A 23123-nucleotide genomic window follows, 5' to 3' on the forward strand; every position below is an offset into this window, starting at 1 on the left:
TTGCCGCATGCGCGTGGGAGTCCTCGACATCGGGTCCAACACCGGTCACCTGCTGGTGGTCGACGCCCACGGCGGCGCAGCGCCGCTGCCGGCGTCCTCCTTCAAGCAGGCGCTCCGGCTCGCCGAGCACCTCGACGAGCGGGGTGCGGTGACGCAGGCCGGGATCGACGCCCTCACCGGGTTCGTCGCCGAGTCGGTCCGGGTGGCCGAGGACCGCGGGTGCGAGGACATGCTCGGCTTCGCGACCTCGGCCGTGCGTGACGCGGTGAACTCCGACGCCGTCCTGGCCCACGTGCAGGACCGCACCGGCGTCGAGCTCGCCGTGCTGTCCGGGTCGGACGAGGCCCGGCTGACCTTCCTGGCCGTGCGCCGCTGGTTCGGCTGGTCCGCCGGACGTCTCGCCGTGTTCGACATCGGTGGCGGGTCGCTCGAGATCGCCGGCGGTGCGGACGAGGCACCGGACGTCGCGTGGTCGATGCCGATCGGCGCCGCCCGGCTGGCACGGTCGTTCTTCGCCGCCGGGACGCCGACGGAGGACGACGTCCGCCGTCTCCGGCACGACATCCGGGTCGAGATCGCCCGGGACGCCGGCAAACTCCTCCGATCGGGGGTTCCGGACCGGGCAGTTGCGACCTCGAAGACGTTCCGGTCCATCGCCCGCATCTGCGGTGCGGCGCCGTCGGCCGCCGGGCCGCTCGTCGCACGCTCGCTCGACGGTGACGTCCTCCGGGCGAAGCTGCCGTCGCTGCTGCAGATGTCCGTCGCCGAGCTCGCGGCGCTGCCCGGGGTCTCCCCGAGCCGGGCGCACCAGGTCGTGCCGGGCGCGCTCGTCGCCGAGGCGTGCCTGGACATCTTCGACCTGCCGGCGTTGGAGATCTGCCCGTGGGCGCTCCGCGAGGGCGTCATCCTCGAGCGGCTCGACCAGCTGTCGGTGCTCGGCGCGCCCTAGCGGCTGCGGGCACTCCGTGGCCTCGGCGGTGCGAGCAGCCACGGCCGGATGAGCTTCGTCACGAACGGCAGCACCCAGAACGTCATGATCGGCGTGAGCACGACCGTGGTGATGAGGACGCGGGGGAACGCGGCGAGCCCGGCGAACGACGGCACGAGCAGCCCGACCACGATCGTGAACACGAGGTTGACCGGGAAGAACCCGAGCCAGATGCTCACCGCCTGCTTCCAGCGTGGGGGAGCGCTCGACGACGGAGCGTCCTCGGGGACGTCGAACCAGCCCTCGATGCCGGTGCGCTTCTCGACGCGGGACTCCACCACGAGGTCACGGCCCAGGTCGAGCCAGCGCAGCCGGTCGTCGGAGTTCTCCCACGTCGACAGGGAGTCGTGGTCGGCGAAGCGGTAGAGCATGTGCCACTCGCGGGACTGCGCGCGGGAGCGGACCCATCCGGACCCGAGGAAGCCCGGGTAGCGGTTCGCCAGGTTCACGCCGGACTGCACCCAGCGGGTGACCTCGGGGATGCGCTCGGGTTCGACCAGGCGGGTGATGGACACGGTGACGGGTGGGCCGGCGGTCTCGGGTGACGACTGCAGGCTCCCAGGCTCTTGTGGAGTCATCCGACCAGTGTCCCTGACCCGTGTTTCACGCTCGTGACGCCGCCGTCCCGGACACGGCCCCGGACACGGGGCGGGGCACCGACCACCGGGTGGTGGCCGATGCCCCGCAGGTCATCCGGACGTGTGTCGGTCGGCGGTCACCTCACCGCCGTGACCGCCACCTTCGTCGCCGAGGTGGTCACGCGACCCGAGTCGTTGGTGAAGACGGCCCGGTACTGCCGGCCGTTCATCGCCGTCGTGGCGGTGAAGGTGTAGCTCGCCTTCGTCGCACCGACCTGGGTCACCCACGAGCGACCGCCGTTCGTGCTCCGTTGCCACTGCACCGTCGGCGTGGGGCTGCCGGAGGCCGCGGCGGACAGCGTGACCTTGGTGCCGGCCTTGACCGTCACCTTCGTCACGGGCTGCTTCGTCACGACCGGCTTGGCGGCGGTCGAGGTGACCGTGACCCTGCCGGCGGCACTCGTGTTGCCCGCCACGTCGGTGGCCCGGTAGCGGACGACCTTCGGGGTGTCGGACACGGTGACCCGACCCGAGTACGTCTTCCAGGTCGTGCCGTCCAGCGAGTACTGGACGGTCGCGACGCCGGAGAGCGCGTCCTCGGCGGTCAGGGTCAGCTGGCCCTTCGTCGCCGTCCCCGCCGTGACGGTGGGAGCGGTGCGGTCGATGCGGACGGTGGTCTCGAGCAGCTTCGAGATCGATCCGTCCGTGCCGACGGCCAGGGCACGGAGCTGGTGTTCGCCCTCGTCCGAGATCGTCACCGGGTCGGAGGCCGGGAGCAGTTCGCCCTGGTCGACCGACAGGTACAGGCGTGCGTCGTCGTCCGTGGACGTGACGCGGACCGTCACCGGCCCGGTGGACCACCCCGCGGCGTTCGGCTTCGGCGAGACGCCGACCGCGACGGACGGTCCGTCACCGGTCTGCTCGGTCAGGACCGCGCCCTTCGTCACCGACTGGTAGTCGACGAGGTCGGAGAACTGCGCGGTGTAGGGCTTCACCGAGATCCCGGAGACGCCCTTCGCCTCGGCGAGCTGCTGGAAGCCAGCGGTCTGCGACGCGGTGGCGAGGATCCGGCTCGCGCTGCGCTGCAGGTCGCCCAGGCGCAGGTTGTAGCCGGTCGCCGGGTAGTTCCCGGTGACGGTGACCGTGTACGCCACGACCGGCGAGGTGGCGTCCGCCGGGTCCTGGTGCTGCACGCCGGTGACGGAGATCCCGGCCTTCTGCGCGGCAGTCAGCGTGGTGCCGGCGAGCAGCGCGGTGACGTCGGCGTAGGCGGCCTGGACGGAGGCGTACGGAGCGTTGGCCGCGTACGTCTCGTTGTTGATGGCGTCACGTGTCGTCGTCCCGGAGAGGGGCGTCTTCGTCAGGTCGGTCGTCGCGTCCACCGTGGTCGAGATCGACTGGGTGCCGGTCGCGGCGGGCGTCAGCCCGCCGAACTGCCAGGCGGTCGACGTCCGGGTGGGCGTGACGGTCCTCGTGTACGCGGGCAGGCCGGACACGTCGATGGTCGGAGCGACCTGCTTGAGGGCGTTGAGGACCTCGTTCGGGTTGCCGCCGGGCTCGATGAGGTCGTTGCCGGCGTACATCACACCGGTCGCCCCGGTGCGCGGTCCTGCACCCCAGTCGGTCATCACGGTGCCGGCGAAGCCCCACTCACCGCGGAGGACGTCCGTGTTGAGGTCGTAGCTCCCCGACGCGTACGTGCCGTTGACCTTGTTGTACGAGGTCATCACGGCCATCGGCTGGGCGCTCTTCACGGCGATCTCGAACCCGCGCAGGTAGATCTCGCGGCTCGCCCGCTCGCTGACGACGTCGTTCGAGGTGGTCCGTGCGGTCTCCTGGTTGTTGCCGTAGAAGTGCTTGATCGTGACGCCGGCGCCGGGGATGCTCTGCACGCCCTTCGTCATGGCGGCCGCGGTCAGGCCGGTGAGCAGCGGGTCCTCGGAGTAGTACTCGAAGTTGCGCCCGTTGAGCGGGTCGCGGTGGATGTTCATGCCCGGTGCGAGCCAGAGCGCGACGCCGTACTCGGACATCTCCTGACCGACGGCGACACCGACCTCCTGGACGAGGTCCGGGTCCCAGGTCTGCGCGAGCAGGGTGCCGATCGGCCACGCGGTGCCGAACTGGTAGGTCGCCGGGGTGGTCGACGTCTTCTGCGTGATGCGGAGTCCGGCGGGGCCGTCGGCGAGCGTCATGCCCGGCAGTCCGCGGTCCTCGTACTTCGCCGTCGTGTAGCCGGCGGCGCCGATCGCGGTCGCGGTGGTGCCGGCGGCGCTGGCACCCTCGACGATGTTCGCGAGCTGCGTGGCGCTGAGGCTCGCGACGAACTGCTGCATCGTGATCCGGCCGGTCTTCACGTCGAACAGCGTCGAGTTCGGCACGACGGCCACGGGCTCCGTCGTCTCACCGGTCTTCGGGGCGTAGGGCTTGCCCGTGCCCTCCCAGTCGGTGGTCGCGGCGTCCACGTACGCGGTCACCGAGGCGATGGTGTCGCCGTCGATCGCCGCGTAGGGCGAGTCGGCTGCGACGGGGACGTCCTGCTCCAGCTTCGACGCGTGGTCAGGAGCCGTGAAGCCGGTCGTGTCGAGCGGGATGACGGGGGCGTCGGCGAGCTGCTGCTCCTCCTCCGGGTACGACCAGAAGTCGGCCGGGTCGCTGGTGCGCTCGGTGGCCGGTCGCTGGTCGTCGAGCTCGTTGGCGAGCTGTTCCGTCGTGGTGGTGGCACCGAGCCGGAGCTTCGCGGCCACGCTGGTGTTCCGCGACGAGTCACCGACGCGGATGACGTAGTCACCGGCCTCCATGGTGTTCGCGGCCTTCGTCTCGTCGTAGGACGCCATGTCGGTGGTGTTGTACCGGATCGTCACGGTCTGCGACGCTCCGGGGGCCAGGCTGTCCGTCTTCGCGGAGCCGGCGAGCTGCTGGTACGGCTTGTCGAGACCGGTCTGCGGCGCGGAGAAGTACGTCTGGACGACGTCCTTGCCGGAGGCCTCGGTCCCGACGTTCGTGACGCGGGCCTTGACCGAGACGGTCGACATGTCCGCGGTGACGCCGAGCGGCTCCACCTGGAACTGCGTGTACGAGAGCCCGTAGCCGAACGGGTACTCGACGACGCTCGCCGGGTCCTGTGGGTCGAGCGAGCGGTACATCGAGTCGAACCAGCGGTAGCCGACGTAGATGCCCTCGCTGTACTGCTCCTCGGCGCTGTTGCCGTCGTTGTTCGCGAAGGTCGCTGCCGCCGGGTAGTACGAGTACTTCGAGGCCCAGGTGTCGGTGAGCTTGCCGGACGGCGTGACGGTGCCGTTGAGCACCTCGGTGAGTGCCGTGCCGGACTCCTGGCCCGCCTGGCTCATGAGCAGGATCGAGTCGAGCGGCTTGCCACCGTCCGGGTCGTTCGCCGACTTGTTGATGTCGTCGAAGAACGCCGTGTCGACGATCCCGCCGACGTTGAGGACGACGACGACCTTCCGGTACGTCTGCCCGATGATCTGCAGGTCGTCCTTCTCGGTGTCGGTCAGCTGGTAGTCGCCGGCGCCGGGGGAGCGGTCGCTGCCCTCACCGGAGTTCCGCGCGACGACGTAGACGGCGGTGTCGGTCGGTGCGGTGGGCTGCACGGTCGTCCGGGTGAGCCGCTGTTCCACCGAGGAGTAGTCGATGGAGGGGCCGAAGCCGCCGGCGTTGGCGGTGCCGTACTTGGTGTCGAAGGCGTTCTTCACGGCGTCGGAGTACGCGGGGGCCGTGGTGATCTGGTAGCCGGCGTTCTGCAGACCCTGCCGGACCGAGATCGTGTAGCGGTTGTTGACGTTGCCCGAACCGGTGCCGCCCTTGACGGTGGCGTAGGCGCCGACGCCGTAGACGGCGACAGCGCCGTCCTTCGCCATCGGCAGCGCGTCGTCGTTGTTCTCGAGCAGGACCATCCCCTGGCTTGCGGCGCGCTGACTCAGCGCGGCGTTCGCCTTCTCGAGTGGACCCTGGTTGGGGTTGGTGGTCGCGGCGTTCGCGAACCCGGCCCCGGTGACGACGAGCGCCCCCGTGACGCAGACCGCGAGTGCGGCCCTGACGGCGATCCGCGGGGATCGCCTGTTCTCCACATGCATCGAGTTGTCCTCTCTGACAACGTCGTACGCGTCGACCGTCACCCCCACCACGTCCCTGTGGCGAGGAGGCAGAACCGGTCTCGGCGTGGTTCTGACGGAACAATCCCGGACCGTATTCGGGATTCGCGGAAGCTGTCAAGGCTTCAAGACAGCGATCGGCCTGCTTTCAGGCATGGCACGGACAGGAGGCCCGTGGCGACGCCGCCAGGGTGCGCTCACTGGATGAACGGGTCACCTCCGGATCGGGTCCGATCGCCACCCCTGAACGGATCCTCGTGGCGAGTCGACGCGGGTCCCAAGTGGATGTCAGACGATCGTCTGGTGAACCACCCCGAGAGGATCCCGATGCCGGCAAGCGACCCGACCACCAGCCACACGATCGCCGTCCCGCTCGGGCTGCCCGTGTTCGTGCACGCCCTGCGCTACACCGCGATGTACGGCCCGAAGCCGTTCGCCGAGGCGCTGCTGGTCTACCGCGACAACGGCACGTACACGATCCTCTCGCCCGGGGAGGACCACCACGGCTGCTACGTCTCCGCCACCGAGGTCACCGTCGACGCACCGCCCCGCCACGTCGCCTTCATGTCGTGGCCGTCCTCGGACTGGGGCAGCAACGTCGCGGCGCACACCCTGACCTTCGCCGCGGACGCGGGCGCCTTCACGCAGGAGCTCCGGTTGCCGAGTGACGCGGTCCCGCGAGCGCAGCACGGCTACGCCGAACCCGTCCCGGAGGCGGAGCAGATCGACGTGACGGCCGGGTGGACCGAGCTCCGGCGGGCCCATGACGACGTGTTCGCAGCGCTCGCCGCCCGGGTGGCCGCGACCGCACCAGCCGGGTGAGGCGACCGATCGACGTCCCGTGCAGCACCCGTGCCGCCGTGGGTAGGTTCGGCGCATGGACACGACGAACCACGCGTCCGCGGACACCGAGCGCGGGCGGCACGAGACTCCCACGGAGCGCTGGGACCGCAACTGGGTCGACATCCAGCAGGAGCTCCGGATCATCCAGACCGGCACCCAGATCCTGGCGGGCTTCCTCCTCACCCTGCCGTTCCAGCAGCGCTTCGCGACCCTGACCGACGGGCAGCAGACGATCTACCTGGTGCTCGTCGTGCTCGCCGTCGTGGTCACCGTGGTCGCACTGTCCGCGGTCGCGACGCACCGGCTCGTGTTCCGCCAGCGGCAGAAGCACGACCTGGTCCGAGCCGGGAACGTGATCCTGCTCACGGCGCTCATCGCGAGCGCCCTGCTCTTCGCCGGCACGGTGCTCTTCGTGTTCGACCTGGTGGTCGGGGATGCGGGCGGGGTCGTCGCGGGCGCAGCAGTCTTCGTGGGCACCGCGCTGCTCTGGACGGCGCTGCCGCTCTCGCTGCGCCGCACCCGCCGCGATGACGCCGGGTGAGCGCGGATCGGCGCATCGACTCGATCAGGATTCATCAGGCCGTATAAGGCTGGAGCTTATACGGGGTGATAAAGTCTGATGGATGGTGGACAACTCCTCTGGCATCAACCCGTTCCGCCCCGGAGCTGGTCGGGTCCCGCCCGAGCTCGCCGGACGCGACGCGCTGCTGGACACCGTCGACCGTTCGCTGCGCCAGGTCCTCGCGACGTCAGAGGGCGAACGACCGATCGTCATCTCCGGTCTCCGCGGGGTGGGCAAGACGGTGCTCTTGAACGAGATCGGCCGCCAGGCGCGTGAGACCCGTCGGTGGGCAGTCGTGAAGATCGAGGCGAGCGCCGGCCGGAGCCTCGGCCAGGCGATCGCCCGAGAACTCCACGGAGCGCTCCGGTCGACGCTCTCGGTGGGTGAGCACGCCAGGGAGCGCTTCGCGCGGGCGCTCAGGGTCTTCCGGTCGTTCCAGGTGTCTGTGGACCCGAGCGGTACCTACGGATTCGGGTTCGAGGTCGGGCCCGAGCCGGGCTATGCCGACAGTGGGGCACTCGAGCGTGACCTCGAAGACCTGCTGCGCGAGGTCGGTACCGCGTTCCGTGAACTCGACCAGGCGCTGCTCCTGATGGTCGACGAGCTCCAGGATGCCCCGAAGGCAGATCTCAACGCCCTGAACCTCGCACTGCACGCCCTCGGTCAGGAGCCCTCCCCGGTCCCGGTGATGATGGTGGGGACCGGCCTCCCGTCACTGCCTGCGGTCCTCGCTGATGCCACGAGCTACGCCGAGCGCCTCTACGACTACCGACGGCTCGACCTCCTGGACGACGCCGAGACCAGGGTCGCCCTCACCCGCCCGACCGATCGATCTGGGGTGGTGTGGGCCGCACCAGCACTCGACCGCGCAGTCGAGGCCATCGCCGGGTACCCGTACTTCGCGCAAGCGTGCGGCAAGCACGTCTGGGACGTCCGGGCGGAAGCGGGGCGGATCGGGCTCGAGGACGCGGAAGCAGGAGTGCTCCGTGCGCGCGACGAAGTCGACCAGGGCCTCTACCAGTCACGCTGGGACCGCGCGACGCCGAAGCAACGCGAACTGCTCCTGGCGATGGCTGAGGACGGCGACGGGCCGTCGGCCATCCAGGACCTGGTCGCCCGGACCGGGAAACGACGGACGAGCGACCTCTCCGTGTCCCGCAACGAACTCATCAAGAACGGGCACGTCTTCGCCCCGGATCGCGGCTTCCTCGCCTTCACGGTGCCGGGGATGGCCGACTTCATCCACCGGACCGTCACCCCGTAGGCACTCGCGACCGTGCGGAGAGGCCGCCTAACTGGCCTGCTTCTTCGCCGCTGGCTTCTTGGCGGGGGCCTTCGCAGCCGGAGTCTTCTTCGCAGCAGGCTTCTTCGCCGGGGCCTTCTTCGCGGGCGCCTTCTTCGTCTCCGTGTCCGAAGCGGCGCCGGAGCCGGATGCAGACGACCGCGAGCTGCCTGATGAACGCGACCCCGAGCCTCCCGTCCGCTTCTTGTCCACGGACGCGCGCAGCGCCGCCATCAGGTCGATGACGTCACCGCCCTCGTCGTCGTCGGATGCAGCCGGCTCGCCGAAGGTCTCGGCGGTGTCGACGTCGTCGCCGGACTCGAGCTTGGCGTCGATGAGCTGCTGGAGTTCGGCCTGGTACTCGTCGGTGTAGCGGTCGGGGTCGAAGTCCGTCGACATGCTCTCGACGAGGGACGACGACATCTTCAGCTCGTTCGCGCTCACCTTGACCGACGTGTCGAGCGCCTTGAAGTCGGCGGACCGGACCTCGTCGCCCCACAGCAGGCCCTGCAGGAGCAGCACGTCGTCGTGGACGCGGAGCACGCCGAGGCGGGTCTTCTGGCGGAGCGTGAACTGCACGACGGCGAGACGGTCCGTCTCCTCGAGGGTGCGCCGGAGCAGGACGTACGCCTTCGGGGACCGGGAGTCGGGTTCGAGGTAGTAGGTCTTCTCGAACATCATCGGGTCGACCTGCTCGACGGGCACGAACTCGAGGACCTCGATCTCGTGCGACTGCTCCTGGGGCAGCTTCTTGAAGTCGTCGGCGGTGAGGACGACGGTCTTCTCGCCGTCGTCGTAGGCGCGCTCGATGTCGGCGTACTCGACCTCGTGCCCGAGCTCGCACACCCGCTTGTACCGGATGCGGGCCTTGTCCTCGTCGTGGACCTGGTGCATGGAGACGTCGTGGGTCTCGGTGGCGGCGTAGACCTTGATCGGCACGTTGACGAGCCCGAACGCGATGGAGCCCTTCCAGATCGACCTCATCACCACATGATGCCCGCGTGCGCGTGGGAGCGCGCGGCCGGGTGCGCCGAGGGGCCACCTCGGCGCTCGGCGCGGAGTCTCAGTGGCTGCACGGAGGCGCGGGGGTGCCGAGCGCGTCAGCCTCGGACGATGCTGATCCCGAACGCTCCGACCTCCCGCGGTGTCCTGTGACCGCGCCGACGGCACCGGCCGCCTCCGCTCCCGCCCGCCCCTCGTTCCGCGTCTGGGTGCAGGGTGCCCGACCGCGCACCCTGCCGCTCAGCGCCGTGTCGGTGATCGTCGGAACGGGTGTCGCCGTCGCCGGTGACCGGGACGGCGTCGGCGGGTACCTCGGACGGGACCACCACCTGCTCGTCGCGGTCCTCTGCCTGGTCGTGGCGCTGTGCCTCCAGATCGGCGTGAACTACACGAACGACTACTCCGACGGCGTCCGCGGCACGGACGCGTACCGGGTCGGCCCGCCACGCCTGACCGGCGCCGGCCAGGCGACCCCGCGTGCGGTCCTCGTGGTCGGGCTGGCGTTCTTCGCGGTCGCGGCCGTCGCGGGCCTGACGATCGTGCTGGTCACCCAGCTCTGGTGGATGCTCGCGGTCGGGGCCGTCGCGATCGTCGCCGCGTGGTTCTACACCGGTGGCGCGCGGCCCTACGGGTACCGGGCGCTCGGCGAGGTCGCCGTCTTCCTGTTCTTCGGCATCGCCGCGGTGGTCGGGACGCAGTTCGTCCAGATCGGGCACACCACGCTGACCGGCTGGGTGAGCGCTGCGGCCATCGGGCTCTTCGCGTGCGGGGTCCTGATGGTGAACAACATCCGCGACATCGAACCGGACCGGGCGGCCGGCAAGCGGACCCTGGCGGTCGTCGTCGGTCGGGGAGCGGCCCGGGTGCTCTTCGCCGTGTTCATGCTCGCGCCGTACGTGCTGCTCGTGGTGCCGGTCCTCGACGCGCCGCTCGCGCTGATCACCCTCGCCTCGCTCGTGCTGGCCGTGCCGGCGGTCCGGATCGGGACCAGGGCGGTCCAGCCGCTCGCGCTCGTGAAGTCGCTCCAGCTGTCGTCGACGACGTCGCTCGCCTTCGGGGTGCTGCTCAGCGTGGCGCTCGTCATCCACCACGCGAGCTGACCGCCGGCCGAAGGGCAGCTGCGCGGTCGCGCCACGCCCCGTGCGCCCCTCGTCTCGCACACCCGACCCCCGCCCGCCTCAGTGGTCCCACGCAGGTCCCACACCCGCTCCGCACCCTGTACGTCCTCCAATACGGAGTGGCACTCGACTGCCGTAACGTGATCCATCGAATCACAGGGTCTCCTGTGAACGGGGAGAGGGCAGCACGATGCAGCACCGAGCGCACGACGACCAGCTGGGCATCGCGCCCGAACGGCAGAGACTCCTCGACCGCGCGGTGACGGCGGCGTCCACCCCCGGCGGGCGGCTGATGCTGGTCGGCGAACCGGGGATCGGCAAGACCTTCCTCATCGACGCGCTCCTCCGTGCACTCGGCGACGACCGCACCGTCCTGTTCACCCGTGCCACCGAGGGGGAGCGGCAGCCCTTCGCCGGACTGCGCGACCTGTTCGCGACGCTCCCGGCCGAGGCCTTCCGCCAGCTGCCATCCGAGCAGCGGGAGTCCGTGCTCGCGATGCTCGGCCGCGCCCCCGGTCGCCGGGTCGAACTGGCGATGCTGCAGGCCGGTGTCACCCAGGTGCTCGCCGGGGCCACGAAGTCCGGCGCGGCCATCGTCGTCGACGAGTGGCAGTGGCTCGACCCGGAGAGCCGTCGTGCCGTCGAGCGCGCGGTGCTCCGTCAGGGCATCGGGTCGACCGTGTCGGTCGTCGCTGCCCGACGCGCTGACGGCAGCCCCGAGGACCTCGCCGTCCGACCGCTGTTCGCCCCGACCGACGTCGCCCCGATGGTCGCTCTCGAGCCGGCCTCCGTGCGCCAGGTCGTCGCCGACGCCGGACTGGGAGCACTCCCGCCGTCGGTGCTGGCCGAGGTCGCCGAGGTGAGCGGGGGCAACCCGCTCTGGGCCATCGAGCTCGCCGCGGCCAGGACCGACGGGGACCTCCGCCGCTGGGCGACGGGCTCGGTCGTCGAGGCCGTGTCGCACCGGGTGGCAGCGCTCCCCGCTCCGGTCCGGGAGACCCTGCGGACCGTCGCCGTCCTCGGGTCGGCCGCGGTCGACGACCTCGAGACCATCCGGCCGGGCGCGACGGCCGCCGTCGCCGACGGGGTGGACCGACGCGTCTTCCGCTGTGACGAGGGCGTCGTCACCGCCAGCCACCCGCTGCTCGCCGCCGCGGCGCTCCAGACGCTGCCGGCGGCGGAGGAGCGGGCCGTGCACGCTGCCGTCGCGGAGCTCCCGCTCCCGGCCCCGCGGCAGCTCGAACACCGCGATGCCGGCACCGAGCCGGGCACGAACGAGCGACTCGCGCGTGACCTGATCACCGCCTCCGGCCGGGCACGGCGTGCCGGCGCGACCGAGACGGCGCTGCGCCTGGCACGGAAGGCCCTCGTGCGGACCGCTCACGACTCCCAGCACCGCCCCCGCCGGGTGGCGGACGCCGCGGAGCTGGCCTTCGCGATCGGGGACTCCGCGCTGGCGATCGAGATCGTGGCGGAGCTCGACGTCGAGTCGCTCTCGGTGCCGGTCTTCGACCGGGTCGTCGCCGTCCTGGTGCAGGCGCTCGACAAGACCGACGGGCAGGTGGCGGTCGTCCGACGGCTCGAGTCCCTGCAGCGCATCGCCGTGACGCAGGGGACCCGCTGGGTCATCCTCGAGACCTGGCGCCTCATCTCCGCCCACGCCCACGACGACGACGTGGTCGATCGGCTCCTGGCACTCGTCGAGGTCCTGGCGACGGACGAGGCACCGCGGACGCGCAGCACCGCCCTGTACTGGGCCGCCTACCTCCGACTCGACCGCGGCGAGGGCATCGACGACACGCTCATCGCGGGGGTCCGGGCCGTCGAGCGGACCACCGGGTCCCCGGCGCTCGAGGAGACCGCCGACGCCATGGAGGCGCTCTGGCCGTACCAGGCCGACGACCTCGCCCGGTCGCGGTCCAACCTGACGATGTTCGTCCGCGCGGCGAAGTCGGCAGGTGAGGGCTACGCCATCGTCCAGGGGCTCGCCCACGCCGCGATCGTCGAGACGCTCGCCGGTCGGCTCGAGGTGGCACGGGGTCTCCTCCCGGAGGCCGAGCAGGAGGCCGGTGCCCTGTCGTTGCTCCCGCCGAGCCTGTACCGGGCGCGGGGACTGCTCGCACTCTCGCTGGACGACCGTGGTGCGGTCGACGCCCTGCTCGACGCACGCATGAGCCCGGCGGCCGAGAGCCGCGGATCGCTCCTCCGCGCCGGGATCGCCGGCCTGGACCACGCCTACTCGGAGCGGTGGGACGACGCGCTCGAGGACCTCGAGACCGCCTACTCGGTGGCGCGGTCCCGGCACATCGACGAGCCGGGCAAGCGCCTCTGGATCGACGTCGAGCTGGTCCGGGCACTGGTGTCCGTCGGGGACCTGGAGCGGGCGCGGACCATCACGGACGACCTCGCCGCGCTCGGCCAGCGACCAGGACGGGTACACGCCCGTGGGCAGGCGCTCCGGCTCCGGGCACTGCTCGCGGGACGGTCCGGTGACGGTGAGGGCGCGCTGCGCCTCTCCGGCGAGGGCCTCGTGGCACTGCGCCGTGGCGGGTTCCGACCGGAACTGCTCCGCGCGCAGCTCGAACAGGTCCAGCTCCTCGAGTGGTCAGGACAGGCCGCCCGCGCACGGCACGTGCTCGAGACGCTCGTCGAGCCGGCGACCCGCCTGGGTGACCCGCGCGTGCTCTCCCGGATGGACGCCGTGCGCTCGCGGCTGCAGAGCGCGAGCACCCGGACGCCGCTGACCCCGGCCGAGCTCCGGGTCGCCCGGGCCGCCGCGGGCGGTCAGACCAACCGCGAGATCGCCGCCGAGCTCTTCCTCAGCGTCCGGACGGTCGAGACGCACCTGGCGTCGGTCTACCGCAAGATCGGCGTCAGGACGCGGACGCAGCTCGCGCTCAACCTGCACGACATCGACCTGGCGGTGTCGGCGTGACCGCCGGCAGCGGAGGCGGCAGCACCCGTCCGACGACACCCGCCCGTCCCACCGACACCCGACGGCTGCAGTAAGGTCACCCCGTGGAGACACGACCGTACCGGTCCCAGCGTCGGGCATCGGCAGCAGCGGAGACGCGCCGTTTCGTCCTCGAAGCGGCGCTCGCCGCCTTCGGCGAGCACGGCTACGTCAGGGCCACCATCGCGGGCATCGCCGCCCGCGCGGACGTCGCGGTGAACACGGTCTACGCGAGCGTCGGCGGCAAGCCGCAGCTGCTCGTCGCCCTGATCGAGGACGCGGCCGACTCGGCGTTCGTCGGGGGCGCCGACCACGCCGCGGCCGAGCCACGGACCGCCGACGAGGTCTTCCAGCGCCTGGAGCAGGTGGCCGCCAAGCTCTTCCTCGACCACGGCTGGCTCCTCAGCGAGGTCTACAGCATCGCCGGCACGGACCCGGCCATCCTCGAAGCACTGCAGGCAGCGGAGGCCCGGTTCGCCGAGGTCATCGCGGGTGCCGCCCGGCAGATCTGCGCGCTCGGCGAGCTGCGCCCGGGTCTCGACGCCGCCGACGCCGCCGACGTGCTCTGGTTCTACCTCGGCTTCCGACGCTGGAAGGCGCTCCTCGACCGCGGGTGGAGCACCGACCGGGCGCGCACGTGGCTGACCGAGCAGGCGGCCGCTGCGATCCTCCTCCCGGCCCAGCGGGCCTGACGACCCGCGAGCAGGCTGCGGACACAAGGCTGCGACGACCAGGCCGGGAGGCTCCTCCCGGCCTGGTCGCGTCGTCTGCGCCCCCGTCTCGTGGCCGGGCATCCGCAGGACCACGCAAGCTCCGCTGCGGTCCGCGCGGTGGCATCCGAACGGGGGACGCCGACGGCCTCCGCGGGGTCCGGGCGCTGGCTAGCGTCAGGAGCGGGCCCGATCGCAGGGATGAGGGCCCGGAGGAGATGACTCGTGCGAGGACCAGGAACAGACCGGCGGAGGCCCATCGCGGCAGCCGCCCTCGTGACGGCGGGCGCGATCGCGTTCGCGTCACTCACCGGGGGTGGCGTGGCCGTCGCGGCCGGCAGCACCACGGGCGTGACGACGGCAGGGACGACCGCCACCGACGGTGGCGGGGCGGACCCGAGCCAGCCGCCGCCCACGGGCCCGGGCAGGACCCCGGTCCTCCAAGCCGACGGCGTCCGGGTCGGGGACGGCTCCTACGCCCCCACCCCGCCGAGCGAGATCACCGACTACGACGCCGTGCAGAAGACGCTCGGCCAGGACCTCCACATCGACCCGTCCCAGGCGGGGAAGCCCGTCCCGACCAACCAGTGGTGGACGGACCTCATCAACCGGCCGTTCTCGGGCAACCTGTGGGCGAACCCGCTGGTGAGCTCGAACGCGGCGAGCGGCACCACGGTCAGCTACCCGAACGACTGGACGTCGGACGGCAGCAAGATGCAGGTCGAGGACGGCATCAAGGTGAGCGCCGCCGTCGACGCCGCACCGGACGCCTCCGACCACGTCCTCGCCGACTTCGAGCACGGGATCCCGAGCGACTGGACCACGACGGGCACCGCGTTCTCGACGTCGTCCGGCGTCGGCAAGGGACAGAGCGCCGCGGACGGGTGGCTCGGCACGGGCTACCTGACGTCCTGGAGCCCGAAGAACGGCGACGACGCGACCGGCACCGCGACCTCGCCGACGTTCACGATCGACCGGTCGTCGCTCACGTTCCTCGTCGCGGCCGGGAGGCTCCCCGGCAAGGAGGACGTGCAGCTCGTCGTCGACGGCAAGGTCGTCCAGACCACGAGCGGCAAGGAGAACGAGACCCTCGACTGGGTGCAGTGGGACGTGTCGGCGTGGTCGGGACAGGCCGCGCAGATCCGCGTCGTCGACTCGACCTACGAGGGCTGGGGCCACGTCATGGCCGACCAGTTCATGCTCACCGACCACCCGGACGAGGTGGCCGGCCGCTACTCCACGACGTTCGACGCGAGGTCGTCGGACGCGCTCCGCTGGGGCGACTGGAACGTCAGCTGGCGGATGCACCAGAACGGTCCGGGCGACCGGTACATGGACGTCACCAGCGCCCAGGGCATGCCCTACGACTGGTTCGAGTTCCACGGCGAGACGCCGCGAGTCACCCTCAGCGCCGGCGCGTCGATCACCGACGGGCACGGCAAGGCCGTGACCTTCCCGTTCACGGGTGACCGGTTCCAAGTGGACCAGGACGGACACGTCTTCGGCGTGCACGCACCGCCGTCGACCACCTTCACCCGGTCGGGGAACGTGGTCACGGCCTCCGCCGGCACCGCGTACCTCGTCCTCAGCGCGGTGCCGGCACACGGCCTGACGCTCGACCAGCTGCACGAGCACGCCTTCGCCGTGCCGCGCGACACCCGCATGGACTACGAGTACGACGCGAAGGCCGGCAAGGTCCGGCAGCAGTGGTCCGTCTCGACGGACCTGCTGCAGGGCACCGACCACGACACCGTCCAGGGGTGGATCCAGCACCAGTACGCCGACTCGACGAACAACCTCGCGTTCACCGGGGCCACCTACCCGACCCCGCGCGGCACGATGAAGACGACGATCGGGCACGACGGCTGGGACCTCGACTACGACTTCTCCGGCATCACGCCGATCGGGGCGACCCCGGAGGGCACGGACGTCGGCGAGTTCAAGACGAAGATGCACGAGTACCTCGCGGACTACGCGGGGGTGAAGTGGACCGGTGGCGACACCTACTGGGACGGCAAGGTCGTGCTGCAGCTCGCCGAGTACATGACGGTCGCGAAGCAGCTCGGTGACACCGAGGACCAGGAGCAGCTGCAGACCACCCTCGAGGGGGCACTCAGCGACTGGTACACGTACACGAAGGGCGAGAAGGAGGACTTCTTCGCCAGGTACCCGACGTGGAAGGCCCTGATCGGCTTCGCCGACTCGTACGGCTCCGCACAGTTCAACGACAACCACTTCCACTACGGCTACTTCGCCACCGCCACGGCCCTCCTCGGAGCGGTCGACCCGACGTGGATCAAGCGGTACGAGGGCATGGCCCGCCTCGTCACGCAGGAGTACGCGAACTCCGACCGGTCCGACGGAGCGTTCCCCTACCTGCGCACCTACGGCGTGTGGGAGGGCCACTCGAACGCCGGCGGCGTCTCGGGCCCCGAGGGCAACAACCAGGAGTCGTCGTCCGAGGCGATCCAGTCCGAAGCCGGGCTGTTCCTCCTCGGCACGGTGCTCGGGGACGAGCGCATGCAGGCCACCGGCGCGATGGAGTACGTCACCGAGCGCGCTGCGGTCCGGGCGTACTACCAGAACGTCCGGGGCAACCCGGAGTCGAAGCTGGCGGTCGTCGACCCCGATCCGGCGTTCCCGAAGGAGTACCAGCACGCCCAGGTCGGCATCCTGCAGGACCAGGGCAACGCCTACGCGACGTACTTCTCGGCGGACCCGGCATGGATCTACGGCATCCAGTGGATGCCCACCGCGCCGTGGTTCGACTACTTCGGGTGGGACGAGCGGTTCTCGCAGTCGATCATGCAGCGGATGATGTCGGAGCGCCCGAAGGCGATCGGCGCGGGCATCGCCGACGCGAACCGCGACCGCATCCAGATGTTCACCAAGAAGTGGTACGGCATCGGGACGTACGGGGACGAGTCGATCGCGAAGGACCGCACCGCGGCCATCGGCGAGCTGCAGGACGCCCTGCGCGCCGTCGAGCGGAACCACCCCGGGTACCTCGCGAGCACGTCGAAGGACAACCCGTTCCGGGACTACGTCTCCGTGGAGAAGGGCAAGGTCGTCTTCCCGGCGCAGTACTGGACCCCGACGACGCTCCCGGCCTCGCTCGTCCCCGCGGAACTGACCGCGAAGGACGTCGACGAGAAGCCGGACAAGTGGTCCGTCCCGTCCCCGCTCACGCCCTTCCTCTGGACCGGGTACACGCCGGACGCGGACACGCTGAAGCGGCTCTACTCCGTCGACCTGACGCACTACACGCCGGGCACGGACACCGCGCACGCCGCGGCCGTCATCAGCGACATGGGCGACGCCCTCGGGCAGGTCGTGCTCGGCTACCTCGCGCAGTACGACCCCGCGACCTACCAGGACATCCACGACGCCCTGTGGACGGCGAAGGACCCGGCGGTGACCGGCAGGTCGATGGCCGGGATGGTCTACTACCAGGGCATGTCGAACCGGACCGTCGGCACCGAGGTGACCACCCGGCACACCAGCGACCCGCTCAGCCAGGTGTTCGAGGACGACGACGGGGAGTACTCGTACGTCCTCGACAACGTCGACGCCGTCCAGCACACGTACGACGTCTTCGACGGCACCACCGTGATCGGGCACGTGTCGGTCCCGGCACACACGCAGATCACCTCGCACCTCGACGCGCACCTCGAGCGCGTGGAGGTCGCGGCCGACGGCGACCCGAAGACGGTCGTCCCGGGGACCACCACGGCCTTCACGGCGACCGGGTACGACCAGTACGGAGCCACGATCCCGCTGGACGACGTCACCTGGTCGGCGACCGCCGGCACGGTCTCGGCCGACGGGCACTACCGGGCCACCACCAGGTCGGACGCCGTGACCGTCACGGCGACCGTGCACGGTGTCGCCGCCAGCGCGCGGTTCCGCGTCGCACCGGCACCGGTCCTGGCCACGATCGCGGTGACGCCCGGGTTCCAGCAGCTCGTCGTCGGCAAGCCGCAGCAGTTCCGGGCGGCAGGGCGTGACCAGTACGGAGACGCCGTGACGCTGCCCGGCGCGGTGACCTGGTCGTACACCGGCCCCGGTTCGGTCACCACGGACGGGGTCGTCACGACGACCGCTCCGGCCGCCGGCCACGTGGTCGCCACCAGCGGCACGACCGAGGGTTCCGCGGTGGCGTCCTCCGTGGTGCCGTCGGCGGACCTCGCCCGGGGTGCTGCCGTCGTCGCCAGCTCCACGCTCGCGCCGAACTCCGCGGCGAAGGCCGTGGACGGGGACGACAGCCAGAACTCCCGCTGGGAGAGCAAGCACGGTGTCGACCCGGTCGACTTCACCGTCGACCTCGGCCGACAGACGGACGTCTCGGGGGTCTCGATCGTCTGGGAGGCCGCCGCTGCCTCGCAGTACGACCTCCAGGTCGCCGACGACGCCGACGGACCCTGGCGCACCGTCCGGCACGTCACGAAGACGACCGCCGCCGCCGACCACCTCGACGTCTCGGCCACCGGTCGCTACGTCCGGATGCACGGCACCGCACGCCTGAGCGACTACGGCTACTCGATCCTCGGGTTCCACGTCACCGGGACACCGGCGGAGTCGGCCATCACGCCGACGGCGGTCCTCGTCGGTCCGCGGAGCACGGCAGTCCTGCCGGGCGCCACCGCAGACCTGACCGCCTACGCGTTCGACGCCTCCGGTGCCGGCGGCCCCGTGGCACCCGCCGGGTCGACCGGCGCGGCGTCCTGGTCGGTCACCGGCGGCGGATCGGTCGCCCAGGACGGCACCGTCACCGCGGCCGGCGACGCCGGCGTGACCTCGACCGTGTCGGCGGAGGTCGGCGCGGTGTCGGCCACGGCGACCGTGACCACGCTCGGGACCGCAGCCAGCGAGCCCGAACCGGGACGGGCCTCCCGGGACGTCGCCCTCGGCAAGCCGGCGACCGCGTCGTCCGCCCAGCGCGGTGACCTGGCCGCGGGTGCCGCGGTCGACGGCGACGGCCACAGCCGGTGGTCGAGCGCAGCGGCGGACGGCGAGTGGATCGCCGTCGACCTCGGTGCGGTGCTGCCGCTCGAGGCCGTGGAGATCGACTGGGAGGACGCGTACGCCGACTCCTACGAGCTGCAGGTGCGGGACACCGCGACCGACGCCTGGCGGACCGTGGCCGACGAACGGGCCGGGTCGGGCGGGACCGAGCGGCACGACCTGACGGACGTGCACGGGCGGTACGTCCGGATGCTCGGCGGCCACCGGCACACGGTCCACGGCTACTCGCTGTGGGCGCTCCGGGTGTTCTCGCAGCAGGGCGAGCCGACCCCCGACCTGGCGCACGGCGTGGTCGCGACGTCCTCCTCGGACGAGTCGCGCTCGGTCCCGGCGTCGAACGTCACGGACGGCGACGACACCACGCGCTGGGCCAGCGGGCACTCTGACGACCAGTGGATCGACCTCGACCTCGGGGCGGTGCACGCGGTGCACACCGCGACGCTGCACTGGGAGGGCGCCTACGGGACCGCCTACCGGGTGCAGGGCCGCGAGACGGTCGACGGCCCCTGGACGACGATCACCACGGTGACCGACGGTGACGGCGGCACGGACGACGTCGCCCTCAGCGGGGACTGGCGGTGGCTCCGTGTGCAGGGCGTCCACCGCTCGTCGCCGTACGGCTACTCGCTGTACGGGGTGCAGGTCCGCTGACCGCAGCGGGCGCGGCCCGCTGACCGACCACGACAGGGCCCCGGGACACACCGTCCCGGGGCCCTGCCGTCGCGTCCGCCGCGGTGTCCCGGCGGCGAGTCGGTGGTTCCGCGGATGACCCCCGACGGGCGTCGACCGATGGTGGGACGGCAGCGCCCCTGCGCCGCACCCCACCACCGACACCATCGGAGAACGCCGTGCCCACCGCCCTCGCCCTGCTCAGCGGCGCCGCCTGGACCGTCACGTGCATCGCGTGCATCGTCCTCGGGTTCCGGCACCGCACGTCCTGCATGCCGGCCGTCCCGCTCGCGCTCAACTTCTCGTGGGAGTGCGTCTACGCGGTGCAGGGCCTCCGCCAGCCGTTCACCGTGCAGACCGGCATCGACGTCGTCTGGGCGGTGTTCGACGCCGTGATCATCGTCACCTTCCTCCGCTTCGGTCGGGCGGAGCAGCCCCGCCTCCTGCCGCGGGCGCGGTTCACCAGCTGGATCGTGCTGCTGCTCGCGACCGCGTTCGCGGTGCAGCTCCTCTTCATCCACGAGTTCGGCCCGCACGCGGCGACCCGGTACTCGGCGTTCCTGATGAACGTGGTCATGTCGATCGCGTTCCTGGGGCTCTGGGCAGCACGTCCCGCGCGCCGCGGCCAGTCACTCGTCATCGCCTGGTCCAAGTTCGTCGGGACCCTCGCCGCCACCGCGCTGTCCGGCGTGGTGGAGGACTCCGCGTTCATCCTCGGGCTGGGGATGATCTGCGCCGTGTTCGACGCGCTCTACGTGCTCGTGCTGCTGCACCGCGCGGACCCCGACCAGACCGGGAGCGCACCGGAGCAGGCCGACGACACGACCGCACGCACCCTGCCGACGACGCACGACCGACGAGCTCGACCCGCTGCCACGAACGGACGGACCGCATCATGACCAACGTCCACGACTACGTCATCGTCGGGGGTGGCAGCGCCGGCAGTGTCCTGGCGTCGCGCCTCTCCGAGGACCCCCGGGTGACCGTCCTGCTCATCGAGGCCGGTGCGACGGACGGCCCGGCCCTGATGCGGGACCCGTCCGCATGGGGTGACCCGCTCGTCCCCGGGATCGACTGGGGGACGAGCACCGTCCCGCAACCGGGCCTGGGCGGCAGGGCGCTGTCCTACCCGCGGGGGAAGGTGCTCGGGGGATCGAGTGCCGTCAACGCCATGATCTTCCTGCCCGCCGCACGGTCGGACCTCGACGCGTGGGTGGCCGGCGGCGCGACGGGCTGGGGGTGGGACGACCTCGCCCCGTACGCCGCCGCGATGCGCGGTCAGGGCGACCGGTACACGCCGGGCACGCCGTTCGTCCACGCCGCTCCGACGGGGGACGCACCCACGCCGTTCGCGGCCGCACTGCTGGCGGCCCTCGGCGAGGACGACCACTGGCAGGACGCCCGGGTCCACGACCTGATGGTCGTCGACGGGCGCCGCGAGACGGTCGCCGACGCGTACCTGCCGCCGAGCGTCCTCGCCCGCTCGAACCTCACCGTCCGCGCCTCGACGGTGGTGCCCCGCGTCGCACTCGTCGACGGACGGTGCGTCGGCGTGGAGGTCGCGACCCCGTCCGGCGTCGAGCTCGTCGGGGCGTCCCGCGAGGTCGTCCTCGCCGCCGGCGCGGTCGGCTCGCCCCGCATCCTCATGGCGTCCGGGATCGGACCGGCGGCACACCTCGCCGAGGTCGGGATCGACGTCGTGGTCGACGCGCCGGGGGTGGGGAGCGACCTGCAGGACCACGCGAAGCAGCCCGTCGTGCTCGGACCCGGTGCGCAGGCGGCGACCTCGCACGGGCAGTTCGCCGAGGTGAGCGCGCTGCTGCACCCCGCGGGTGCTGCGCACGCCCGCGTCCAGCTCCTCTCGTTGGCGACCGGCTTCAAGCCGGCAGGAGCGCCGGCGTTCCCGGGCGCGGGCTTCGTCCTCAACGTCGTCGACCCGTCCAGCCGCGGCACGGTGCGCCTGCGCGACCGCGGCCCCGCCAGCCAGCCCCTCGTGGACCCGGACATCCTCGGTGACCCCGGCGACGTGGCCGAGCTCGTGACCGCGATCCGGGCGACCCGGGACCTCGTCCGGAGCCCCCACCTCGCCCCGTTCGTCGGGAAGGAACTGCTGCCGGGTGACGCCAGCACCGACGAGGAGCTGGAACAGGTCGTCCGCCGGACGACGGGGACCTACTACCACCCGTTCGGGAGCTGCCGGATGGGGGACGCCCCGTCCGCGCCGCTCGACGTGCACCTCCGGGTCCGCGGGGTGTCCGGGCTCCGCGTGGTCGACGCCTCGGTGATCCCCGGCCGGGTCTCCGCCAACCCGAACGCCACCGTCCTGGCCGTCGCAGAGCGCGCCGCCGACCTCATCGCGCAGCACCGCGGCTGACCTGCGCGCGCGTGGTGACCACCGCCGGACGGGAGGCTCGGTGCCGGACCGGCACCGAGCCTCCCGTCCGGTGGACCCAGCGGTCCCTGACAGCAGTGATCGCACCGATGCCCTCCGGACGGGGCGCTGCGAGCCTGCTCGCATGCACACTGCAGGAACCGGTGGTCCGTTGGTCCTCGAGGCGATGCGGACCGACCAGTCCGACGTCGCGATCCGACACGGCCTGGCGTACGCGACGACCCCGGAGGTGGGCCGGTTCGCCGCGCTCGACGAGGACACCGAGCGCGCCTGGCAGGACCTCGGACGGATCACCGACACGGCCATCGTGGAGCGGGACGCCGACTTCGAGCCGGCGGGGTGGACGCTGGAGCGTCGGACCGCGCTGACGTCCATGTTCACCACCACCCGGTCGACCGCTGCCGCCGACCACGCGGGGGTGGTCGACCTGGGCGTGGACGACGTGCCGGCCATGGTCGGACTCGCCACGCTCGGCGGCATCCGGACGTTCGCTCCCGGGTCGGTCGGGCGGTTCGCCCACGTCGGGGTCGTGACCGACGGGCAGCTGGTGGCGATGGCGGGCGCCCGGTTCTCCACGCCGGAGTGGCAGGAGATCGCCTGCGTCGTCACCCACCCGGACCACCGTGGGCAGGGGCACGCGCACGTGCTGGTCGACCTGCTCGTGGCACGGGCGCGACGTGCCGGACGGGCGTCCTGCCTCCGGGTCGAGGTCGGCAACCCCGCACGCCAGGTGTACGAGCGGATGGGGTTCGTCGCGGCCCACACGACGACCGTCGACCTGCGACGGCGAGCACGCGCGACGACCGATCCGACGCGACCTGTTGCACCCGGGGTCCTGGTGGACACAAACGGGTGAACGACCTGACGGTACCCGGGCCCCCGGACCGCCCCA

The 23123-nt window shown here is 71.7% G+C and carries 14 protein-coding genes; 11 read left to right on the top strand and 3 right to left on the bottom strand.

Annotation, left to right across the window (positions count from 1 at the left end; all coding sequences use genetic code 11):
* The first annotated feature begins 7 nt into the window (after positions 1–7).
* A complete protein-coding gene (locus BIU98_RS16950) occupies positions 8–949 on the top strand; it encodes a Ppx/GppA phosphatase family protein (RefSeq protein WP_071279119.1) in 942 nt (313 codons plus the stop codon).
* Here BIU98_RS16950 and BIU98_RS16955 read toward each other — a convergent pair.
* Both BIU98_RS16955 and BIU98_RS16960 read right to left on the bottom strand, forming a co-directional pair.
* A complete protein-coding gene (locus tag BIU98_RS16955) occupies positions 946–1566 on the bottom strand; it encodes an antibiotic biosynthesis monooxygenase (protein WP_071279121.1) in 621 nt (206 codons plus the stop codon). The two genes, BIU98_RS16950 and BIU98_RS16955, sit on opposite strands and share 4 nt — an antisense overlap.
* Before the next feature lie 137 nt (positions 1567–1703).
* Entirely contained in the window at positions 1704–5657 is a 3954-nt protein-coding gene (locus BIU98_RS16960; RefSeq protein WP_139200800.1) for a glycoside hydrolase family 3 N-terminal domain-containing protein, read from the bottom strand.
* Between the two features lie 321 nt (positions 5658–5978).
* Here BIU98_RS16960 and BIU98_RS16965 point away from each other — a divergent pair, with 321 nt between their 5' ends.
* From BIU98_RS16965 to BIU98_RS16975, 3 genes are all read left to right on the top strand, one after another.
* Positions 5979–6497 (top strand): hypothetical protein, encoded by a 519-nt coding sequence (locus BIU98_RS16965; protein ID WP_175481402.1) that lies wholly within the window; start codon positions 5979–5981, stop codon positions 6495–6497.
* 55 nt (positions 6498–6552) lie between these two features.
* Positions 6553–7059 carry a DUF6328 family protein gene (locus tag BIU98_RS16970; RefSeq protein WP_071279124.1) on the top strand — a complete coding sequence of 169 codons (507 nt, stop codon included), beginning with the start codon at positions 6553–6555 and terminating at the stop codon, positions 7057–7059.
* Positions 7060–7141: 82 nt separating this feature from the next.
* Complete coding sequence (locus BIU98_RS16975) at positions 7142–8344, top strand: ATP-binding protein (protein ID WP_071279126.1); 1203 nt, start codon at positions 7142–7144, stop codon at positions 8342–8344.
* A 27-nt stretch (positions 8345–8371) separates the two neighbouring features.
* Here the strand turns inward: BIU98_RS16975 and BIU98_RS16980 are convergent, their stop codons facing one another.
* Positions 8372–9346, bottom strand: a complete 975-nt coding sequence (locus BIU98_RS16980) for a Ku protein (RefSeq protein ID WP_071279128.1) — start codon at positions 9344–9346, stop codon at positions 8372–8374.
* A gap of 167 nt (positions 9347–9513) precedes the next feature.
* Between BIU98_RS16980 and BIU98_RS16985 the strand changes: the two genes are divergently transcribed.
* The 7 genes from BIU98_RS16985 (at position 9514) to BIU98_RS17015 (ending at position 23087) form a co-directional block, all read left to right on the top strand.
* Positions 9514–10464 carry a 1,4-dihydroxy-2-naphthoate polyprenyltransferase gene (locus tag BIU98_RS16985; protein WP_071279130.1) on the top strand — a complete coding sequence of 317 codons (951 nt, stop codon included), beginning with the start codon at positions 9514–9516 and terminating at the stop codon, positions 10462–10464.
* Positions 10465–10672: 208 nt separating this feature from the next.
* Positions 10673–13417 carry a LuxR family transcriptional regulator gene (locus tag BIU98_RS16990; protein ID WP_071279132.1) on the top strand — a complete coding sequence of 915 codons (2745 nt, stop codon included), beginning with the start codon at positions 10673–10675 and terminating at the stop codon, positions 13415–13417.
* An 83-nt stretch (positions 13418–13500) separates the two neighbouring features.
* Positions 13501–14127, top strand: a complete 627-nt coding sequence (locus tag BIU98_RS16995) for a TetR/AcrR family transcriptional regulator (RefSeq protein WP_071279134.1) — start codon at positions 13501–13503, stop codon at positions 14125–14127.
* Positions 14128–14370: 243 nt separating this feature from the next.
* Positions 14371–19821: a discoidin domain-containing protein gene (locus tag BIU98_RS17000; protein ID WP_139200801.1), complete on the top strand. Its 5451-nt coding sequence runs from the start codon at positions 14371–14373 to the stop codon at positions 19819–19821.
* A 197-nt stretch (positions 19822–20018) separates the two neighbouring features.
* Positions 20019–20738, top strand: coding sequence for a hypothetical protein (locus BIU98_RS17005; RefSeq protein ID WP_071279138.1), 720 nt, complete (start codon positions 20019–20021; stop codon positions 20736–20738).
* On the top strand, positions 20735–22213 hold the full coding sequence (locus BIU98_RS17010) for a GMC family oxidoreductase (RefSeq protein ID WP_071279140.1): 1479 nt from the start codon (positions 20735–20737) through the stop codon (positions 22211–22213). Before BIU98_RS17005 ends, BIU98_RS17010 begins: the two co-directional genes overlap by 4 nt.
* Before the next feature lie 142 nt (positions 22214–22355).
* Positions 22356–23087, top strand: a complete 732-nt coding sequence (locus tag BIU98_RS17015) for a GNAT family N-acetyltransferase (protein WP_139200802.1) — start codon at positions 22356–22358, stop codon at positions 23085–23087.
* Positions 23088–23123 lie beyond the last annotated feature (36 nt).

The organism is Curtobacterium sp. MMLR14_010, from assembly GCF_001865015.1.
In the GTDB taxonomy this organism is placed as follows: domain Bacteria; phylum Actinomycetota; class Actinomycetes; order Actinomycetales; family Microbacteriaceae; genus Curtobacterium.

Excerpts from the sequence above, each read along its gene's own strand:
- BIU98_RS16950 (WP_071279119.1), top strand. The coding sequence starts at position 8 with ATGCGCGTGGGAGTCCTCGACATCGGGTCCAACACCGGTCACCTGCTG.
- BIU98_RS16955 (WP_071279121.1), bottom strand. The coding sequence starts at position 1,566 with ATGACTCCACAAGAGCCTGGGAGCCTGCAGTCGTCACCCGAGACCGCC.
- BIU98_RS16960 (WP_139200800.1), bottom strand. The coding sequence starts at position 5,657 with ATGCATGTGGAGAACAGGCGATCCCCGCGGATCGCCGTCAGGGCCGCA.
- BIU98_RS16970 (WP_071279124.1), top strand. The coding sequence starts at position 6,553 with ATGGACACGACGAACCACGCGTCCGCGGACACCGAGCGCGGGCGGCAC.
- BIU98_RS16975 (WP_071279126.1), top strand. The coding sequence starts at position 7,142 with ATGGTGGACAACTCCTCTGGCATCAACCCGTTCCGCCCCGGAGCTGGT.
- BIU98_RS16980 (WP_071279128.1), bottom strand. The coding sequence starts at position 9,346 with ATGAGGTCGATCTGGAAGGGCTCCATCGCGTTCGGGCTCGTCAACGTG.
- BIU98_RS16990 (WP_071279132.1), top strand. The coding sequence starts at position 10,673 with ATGCAGCACCGAGCGCACGACGACCAGCTGGGCATCGCGCCCGAACGG.
- BIU98_RS17010 (WP_071279140.1), top strand. The coding sequence starts at position 20,735 with ATGACCAACGTCCACGACTACGTCATCGTCGGGGGTGGCAGCGCCGGC.
- BIU98_RS17015 (WP_139200802.1), top strand. The coding sequence starts at position 22,356 with ATGCACACTGCAGGAACCGGTGGTCCGTTGGTCCTCGAGGCGATGCGG.